The 6407-nt window shown below is 73.0% G+C and carries 7 protein-coding genes; 4 read left to right on the top strand and 3 right to left on the bottom strand.

What is annotated here, in order from left to right:
- Positions 1-118: 118 nt before the first annotated feature.
- Complete coding sequence (locus ACWCSD_RS45145) at positions 119-520, bottom strand: rhodanese-like domain-containing protein (RefSeq protein WP_449924665.1); 402 nt, start codon at positions 518-520, stop codon at positions 119-121.
- A 98-nt stretch (positions 521-618) separates the two neighbouring features.
- Between ACWCSD_RS45145 and ACWCSD_RS45140 the strand changes: the two genes are divergently transcribed.
- From ACWCSD_RS45140 to ACWCSD_RS45130, 3 genes are all read left to right on the top strand, one after another.
- Positions 619-3126, top strand: coding sequence for an ATP-binding protein (locus ACWCSD_RS45140; protein ID WP_449924662.1), 2508 nt, complete (start codon positions 619-621; stop codon positions 3124-3126).
- A 184-nt stretch (positions 3127-3310) separates the two neighbouring features.
- Positions 3311-3784 carry a SigE family RNA polymerase sigma factor gene (locus ACWCSD_RS45135; RefSeq protein ID WP_364338492.1) on the top strand — a complete coding sequence of 158 codons (474 nt, stop codon included), beginning with the start codon at positions 3311-3313 and terminating at the stop codon, positions 3782-3784.
- Complete coding sequence (locus tag ACWCSD_RS45130) at positions 3781-4917, top strand: CU044_5270 family protein (protein WP_449924658.1); 1137 nt, start codon at positions 3781-3783, stop codon at positions 4915-4917. Before ACWCSD_RS45135 ends, ACWCSD_RS45130 begins: the two co-directional genes overlap by 4 nt.
- Positions 4918-4939: 22 nt before the next feature.
- Here the strand turns inward: ACWCSD_RS45130 and ACWCSD_RS45125 are convergent, their stop codons facing one another.
- Positions 4940-5548 carry a helix-turn-helix domain-containing protein gene (locus ACWCSD_RS45125; RefSeq protein ID WP_449924655.1) on the bottom strand — a complete coding sequence of 203 codons (609 nt, stop codon included), beginning with the start codon at positions 5546-5548 and terminating at the stop codon, positions 4940-4942.
- Positions 5549-5661: 113 nt separating this feature from the next.
- On the opposite strand from ACWCSD_RS45125, the gene ACWCSD_RS45120 reads away from it, so the two are divergent.
- Entirely contained in the window at positions 5662-6324 is a 663-nt protein-coding gene (locus tag ACWCSD_RS45120) for an MBL fold metallo-hydrolase (RefSeq protein WP_449924652.1), read from the top strand.
- Here ACWCSD_RS45120 and ACWCSD_RS45115 read toward each other — a convergent pair.
- A partial coding sequence (locus ACWCSD_RS45115; RefSeq protein ID WP_449924668.1) for a glycoside hydrolase family 48 protein occupies positions 6267-6407 on the bottom strand: 141 nt, incomplete at its 5' end. The genes ACWCSD_RS45120 and ACWCSD_RS45115 overlap by 58 nt on opposite strands.

The raw sequence follows: 6407 nt of genomic DNA, 5'->3' as shown, positions 1-6407 counted from the left end.
CAGTGGGCTCCGGGGGTGAGCGCCTTGAAGTCGACCGGGTCGCCGAGCAGGGCGTGCAGCGTGGCGCGGTCCTTGGCGGCCAGCGCCCGCGCGAACGCCGCTCCGAGCGCGTCCCCGTTCACCGGCGTTCCTCCTCGGCCTGGAGGGTCACGGGGCGGCCGTGCTCCTTCCAGGCGTTGAGCCCTCCATCGAGGTGGGCGACGTCGGCGTAGCCGAGTTCCCGCAGCGCCAGGGCGGCGAGCGCGGAACGGCCGCCTGACGCGCAGTACAGGATGGTCGTGGCGGCGGGATCGAATTCGGGCCGATGGTGGGGACTGGCCGGATCGGCCCAGAACTCCAGCATGCCGCGCGGCGCGAGGACCGCGCCGGGAACCCTGCCGTCGCGGGCGATCTCGCCCGGTTCGCGCAGGTCGATCAGGGTCGCCGTGCCCGACTCCAGGGCCTCGGCCACCTCTGCGACCGACAGGTTGCGTATCCGTGCGCGAGCGTGCGCGATCATTTCGGTGACGGAGCTTGCCATGCGCGGGTCCTTTCAGGAGGCTTCCGCCATCACACCTCATGCTCGAAGCCGGCACATCCGTGCTCAGTACGGAGCTTTTCTGGGGGATGATTCGCGTCATGAAGGACGCCGCGCTGCCGGAGGCGTTACGGTCCGCCGGGGTCACCAAGCGGGAGGCGGAGGTCTTCTGGCTGGTCGGTGACCGGCTGGCGAACCGGGAGATCGCCGACCGGCTCAGGCTGTCCGAGCGGACCGTGGAGAGCCATGTGTCGTCCCTGCTGCGCAAGCTCGGCCACCCGGCCAGGCGGGACCTGGTCGAGGGCGCGGCGCGACTCCGGCGCCGGGCGCACGCCCTGCCCAGGCCGTTGTCGTCGTTCGTCGGCAGGGAGCGCGAGCTTCGCGACCTGGCCGGGCTGGTCGCCGGCGGCCGCATGGTGACCCTGACGGGGCCCGCGGGCATCGGCAAGACGCGCCTCGCCCTGCGCCTGGCCCACGAGGCGGCCGGGCCGGCTCCCGCGGTCCTGGTCGATCTGGCCTCGGCCGCGCCCGGCAGGCCGGTCGAGCGGGCGTTCGCCGACGCGCTCGGGGCGGGCGGCGACGGCAGGGACCTCGGCCCGCAGCTCGTCGCCGCGGTCCGGGCGGGCCCGTGCTGGCTGCTGGTGGACAACTGCGAGCACGTCGCCGACGCCGTCGCGACCCTGCTGGCCGGGCTGCTGGCGGCGGCCGGCGGGCTGCGCGTGCTGGCGACCAGCCATGGGCCGCTGCGGGTGAGCGGCGAGGTCGTCTACCAGGTGCCGCCGCTGCCGGTGCCCGGCGAGGGCGCCGAGCCCGGCGAGATCCTGGACTGCGCCGCCGTCCGGCTGTTCACCGACCGCGCGGCCGCCGTCGTGCCCGGCCTCGCCGTCACGCCGGCCGACGCGGCGGTGGTCGCGACGATCTGCCGCCGCCTCGACGGCTTGCCGCTGGCCATCGAACTGGCCGCCGCACGCACCCGGTTCGCCTCGCCCGGCGAGCTGCTCCGCCTGCTCGACGACCGGTTCGCGCTGCTGACCGACGCGCCGCGGCCCAACCGCCACCGCACCCTGGAGGAGGCCCTGCGGTGGAGCTACGACCTGCTGGACGGCGACGAGCGTCTTCTGCTGGACCGCTGCTCGGTGTTCCCGGGCGAGTTCGACTACGACACCGCGACGCTGGTGCTGGCCGCGCCGCCGCTCACCGGCGCCGGTCTCACCCGGCTCTTCCCGCGTCTGCTGGACCGTTCGTTGATCTCCGCTCGCCGCCAGGGCGGGGAGACGCGGTACCGCCTGCTCGACAGCGTCCGCCAGTTCGCCGGCAACAGGCTGGCCGAACGGCAGGAGTACGAGGAGATCCACGACCGCCACGCCCGCCACCATCTGACCCACGCCGTGTCGCTCGCCCCCGCGTTGCGCGGCCAGAACCAGCCGGCGGCCCTGCGCTGGTTCGCCGACCGCTGGACCGACCTGCGGACGGCCATGGGACGCGCCCTCGACTCCGGCGACACCGCCGCCGCCTGGGGGCTGCTCACCGGCATCGGCACCGGATGGGAGATCCTCGGGGCCCGCGGCGAGCTGTTCACCTGGGTGAACGCGCTGCTCGACCGTCCGCTCCCGGACGGCTCCGCCGGGGTCCGCGCCGCGATCACGTCCTGCCTGCTGCTCTGCTACCAGGACACCGACAGGGCGCTGGCGCTGGCCCGCCGGGCGGCGGAGCACGCGGCGACCGAGGAGGAGCAGGCGTCGGCCGCCCTGGCGGCCGGCCAGGTGGCGCTCTACCGGCGCGGGCACGCCGAGGCGGCCCGGGCGCTCGACGGCGCGGCCGCGGTCTTCGAACGGCTGGGCGACGACTGGCATCACGCGCTGGCGTTGTCCGTGCTCGGGAGCATGGCGAGCGACACCGCGACCGCGGTGGACCGGCTCCGCGCCGCGGCGGACCTGTTCGGCCGCCTCGGCGACCACGTGAAACGCGCCAACTGCCTCAACCACCTCGCGGGCCGACTGATCCGCGACGAGGTTCGCCTGGCGGAGGCCGAGACCTGCCTGAACGAGGCGCTCGACCTCGCCCTGAGCACGGGAAGCGACCACGAACGCCTGCACGCCCAGCTCCACCGGGCCCGCCTCACCCAGCACCGCGACGACCAGGAGGCGGCGACGGCGCTCCTCACCGAACTCCTGCCGGAGTTCCACCGCATCGGAGACCTTCGCTGCGCGACCTACTGCCGTCTGGGGCTCGGCCGCGCGGCCGCCTCGCGCGGCGACCACCGGCGCGCGCGACGCCATCTCCTCCAGGGCGCCGGCACCGCGATCTCCCTCAACGACCACAACCTGATCGCCGCCGGCCTGCGGCTGCTCGCCGAGACCGAACACGCCGCCGGCTTCGCGGCCCGCTCGGCCCGGCTGCTGGGCGCCGCGACACCCACCGGCCCCGGCGGGCCCGGCGGCCCCGACGGCGCGGGCGGCCCCGGCGGGCCGGGCGACAGCCGGCTGCGGCGCGCCCTTCGCGCGGAGCTCGGCGGGACGGCCTTCGCCGCCGCACTCACCGCCGGCCGCGACACGCCACCCGCCGAACTGCTCGAAGCCCTCAAGGCCGCGGACGCGGGAACCGGGTGAGCTCCAGGCTTCGTCGTCAGGCGGCGGTCGCATGTGGAACTCCGCTGGAGGTCGAGCTTTTCGCCGGAATCGTGCCGGCGTGACGCAACCTTCGCGGGTGCTCGCGCATGGAGAAGACATGCAGTTCGACATCACTCACGGCCCTCCCCGTTCTCCGGCCGCCGCGGCGTCGGTTGACGCGGCGGTGACCGAGTTATTCCTCTTTCACCGGCTCGCCCTGGTACGGCTGGCGTTCCTGCTGGTCGGCGACCAGGAGACCGCCGAGGACGTGGTCCAGGACGCCTTCGCCGCGGTGTATCGCAGGTGGAGCGCGCTGGCCGACCACGAACAGGTGCTGCCCTACCTGCGCACGGCCGTGCTCAACGGAAGCCGGATGGTGTTGCGGCGCAGGGCGGTCATCGGGCGGTTCCGCGGCCAACGCGAGGTTCCGCTCTGGTCGGCCGAGGCCGCGGCGCTGCTGGGTGAGACCCGGCGGCAGGTGTTCCAGGCCGTCCGGGATCTGCCGCGGCGCCAGCGCGAGGTGCTGGTGCTGCGTTTCTACCTTGAACTGTCGGAGGCGGAGATCGCCCAGGTGATGGGGATCAGCCGCGGAACGGTCAAGTCGACGGCATCCCGTGCGCTGCGTGCGCTCGCCGCCGAACTGGAGGAGGAACGATGACCCGTGACATCGAGGACCGGCTCCGCGACGCCTTCACCGCCGGCGCGGAACTGGTGTCCCCCGAGAGCCTCGCACCGGCCCTCTCCCCTGCCGCGGTCCAGCGGCGGCGGGGCCTTCGAGGGCTGCCTATCCTGGCCGCGGCGGCGGTCGCCGCCGTCCTTACGGCGGTCGTGCTGGTCTCCAACCTGATCGCCGTGCCCGCCCCCGTGTCGAATCCCGCGCCGCACCCCGCCGACGGCAACGAGGAACTGCGCCGCCTGGCGGCCCGCATCGCGCGGCTGCCGGACGACCAGGGCGCCTACTGGTACAAGTCGGAGCTGAGCGACACCCTGATCCGGGTACGAGCCGGAGGACGCACGTTCAACGCGAAGGTCTCCTCCACGTCGGTGCTCTGGGTGCCGCGCGACCCCAAGGACCCCGTGCAGACGCAGAACCGTGAACCGATCCTGAGCCCGGCGACTCCGGCCGACGAGCGCGCCTGGCGGGCCGCGGGGTCGCCCGGCAAGGTGCAGCGGGTGTGCACGCCCGGCACGAGAGCCGCCGACTGCGTGAAGCTGCCGATGCTCGCGAAGGACACGGCCTGCCAGTACACCCGCGACGTCGCGCCCGACCAGGGGCCCGGCGCCACCGCGCTCGGCGGTTACACGCCGGCCCAGATCCTGGCGCTGCCCGCCGACGAGAAGGGGCTGCGGGAGTGGCTGAGGGCCGAGGCGGCCAAGAAGGACAAGGGCGTGACCCCGCCGCTGGAGGAGGTCATCGCCGGCTCCCGGTTCCTGCTGTCGAAGCCTCTCCGCCCGGCCGTCCGGGCCACCGTCCTGCGCCTGCTGGCCGACCTGCCGACGACAGCCGTCCGGGGGGTGGTCAGGGACCCGCTGAGCCGCGAGGGCCTGGCCGTGGACTTCGGCGAGGGCAAGCGGTACTTCAGGGAGTTCGGCGAGGACGACGAGGTGATCGAGGACCATTCGACCGTCCTCGACCCGGCGACCGGCGAGATCCTGGCGGAGGTCACCAAGGCCGGAGAGGACACCGTGGGCCTGTCCAAGGGACAGACCGTGGACTCCCAGACCTGGACGCCGACGACGGGCTGGACCGACGACCGCCCGGAACGCCCGCGGAACTGCCGTCGCCTGTAGCCGGAGGGTGCTGCACGGCCGATCAGGTTCGGCGTGAGATGAACATGATGTACTCGCAGGGAGCGTTCGTCCGGTTGGCGAAGCCGTGGTCGGCGTCGGCCTGGAAGAACAGGGAGTCGCCCGTCTCCAGGGTCTCGTTGATCCCGCCGATCGCGACGGTGAGACTGCCTTCGAGCACCAGGAGCTGTTTCTCCGTACCCGGCGGATAGGCGGGCAGCAGCCCGGTGGACACCTGGGCGGGGAGGTGGTGGAAGACCATCTCGGCGCCTCCCGCGCCCGGAGCCGCGGACACCATGTGCCGCTCGAAGCCGGTCTCCGGGTCACGGAACACGGGACGATGGTTCCTGCGCATGACGACGGCCACGCCGGACGCGGCCCCGGCCGGCGCGCCGATCAGGTCCGAGAGCGACGCGTCGAGCGCGTGGGCGATCCTGGACGCGACGCCGATCGTCGGGCTCTTCTCACCGCGTTCGACCTTGGACAACATCGCGCGGCTGACCGACGACTGCGCGGACAGCTGCTCCAGCGTCAGGCCCGCCTCCTCGCGACGTCGCCGCACGTTGACGCCGAACGCGCCGGCCAGGTCGTCACCGTGCTGTGGTTCGGCCACGTTTCCGTCTTTCTCGACCACCGTGCTCCTCGATCGATCCGTCCCTCGCTGTCCCACAGTGTAGGGTTTCTTCTAAAGAAGATACTGTCTTCTATCGAAGACGGGCGATGCGCGCCCGACATGACGGAGGTTCCATGCGTTTCACTTCGGGTGGCCGGCTCCACGCCACGTTCGCATTCGGCGAGCTGCAGGTGATCTCGTTGCGCGACGGGTACATCGACATGCCGCCCACGCGGCTGCGCGACGAGAAGGGGCGCACGCTCGACGGGCTGCCGGCCGCCGTCCCGCTGGCCGACGGCAACCTGCGGCTGTCGGTCAACGCCTTCTACGTCACCGACGGCACGCGGTCGGTGCTCATCGACACCGGCGCGTCCGACGCCTGGCACGTCCCCACCATGGGGCTGCTCTACGACGCGCTCGACGAGGCGGGGGTCGACCGCGCGGACGTGACGGACGCGGCCATCACCCACAACCACGAAGACCACGTGAGCGGCCTGATCGCGCCGGACGGCTCAGAGGCGTTCCCCAAGCTTGAGCGCGTGTGGATCGGCGCGGGCGACGCCTCGGTCTTCGCCGGGCGGCGGCTGGAGCCGATCCGCGACCGGGTCGTGCCCGTGTCGGAGAAGGTGGCGATCAACGAGTGGGCCACCGCGCTCCCGACGCCGGGCCACACCCCCGGGCACACCGTCTACGAGATCAGCAGCTCCGCCGGCCGTCTTCTCGTCTGGGGCGACACCGTTCACGTGCCCACGCTGCAGTTCGATCGGCCGGAGGTGTCCTGGGATCCCCAGGCGTAGTACCAGGACAGCAGGTAGTTGGAGGCGTCCTTGCCGGTGCCCGCGGCACACGAGGTGCTGGTGCAGCCGGGCTTCTTGAAGTA

Source organism: Nonomuraea sp. NPDC001684 (genome assembly GCF_053596515.1).
The sequence above is the reverse complement of the archived record's forward strand: the minus strand, read 5'-3'. Positions and strand labels throughout refer to the sequence as shown.

Bases quoted from the DNA above. Each gene is read 5' to 3' on its own strand.
- ACWCSD_RS45145 (WP_449924665.1), bottom strand. From the start codon at position 520: ATGGCAAGCTCCGTCACCGAAATGATCGCGCACGCTCGCGCACGGATA.
- ACWCSD_RS45130 (WP_449924658.1), top strand. From the start codon at position 3,781: ATGACCCGTGACATCGAGGACCGGCTCCGCGACGCCTTCACCGCCGGC.
- ACWCSD_RS45120 (WP_449924652.1), top strand. From the start codon at position 5,662: ATGCGTTTCACTTCGGGTGGCCGGCTCCACGCCACGTTCGCATTCGGC.
- ACWCSD_RS45140 (WP_449924662.1), top strand. From the start codon at position 619: ATGAAGGACGCCGCGCTGCCGGAGGCGTTACGGTCCGCCGGGGTCACC.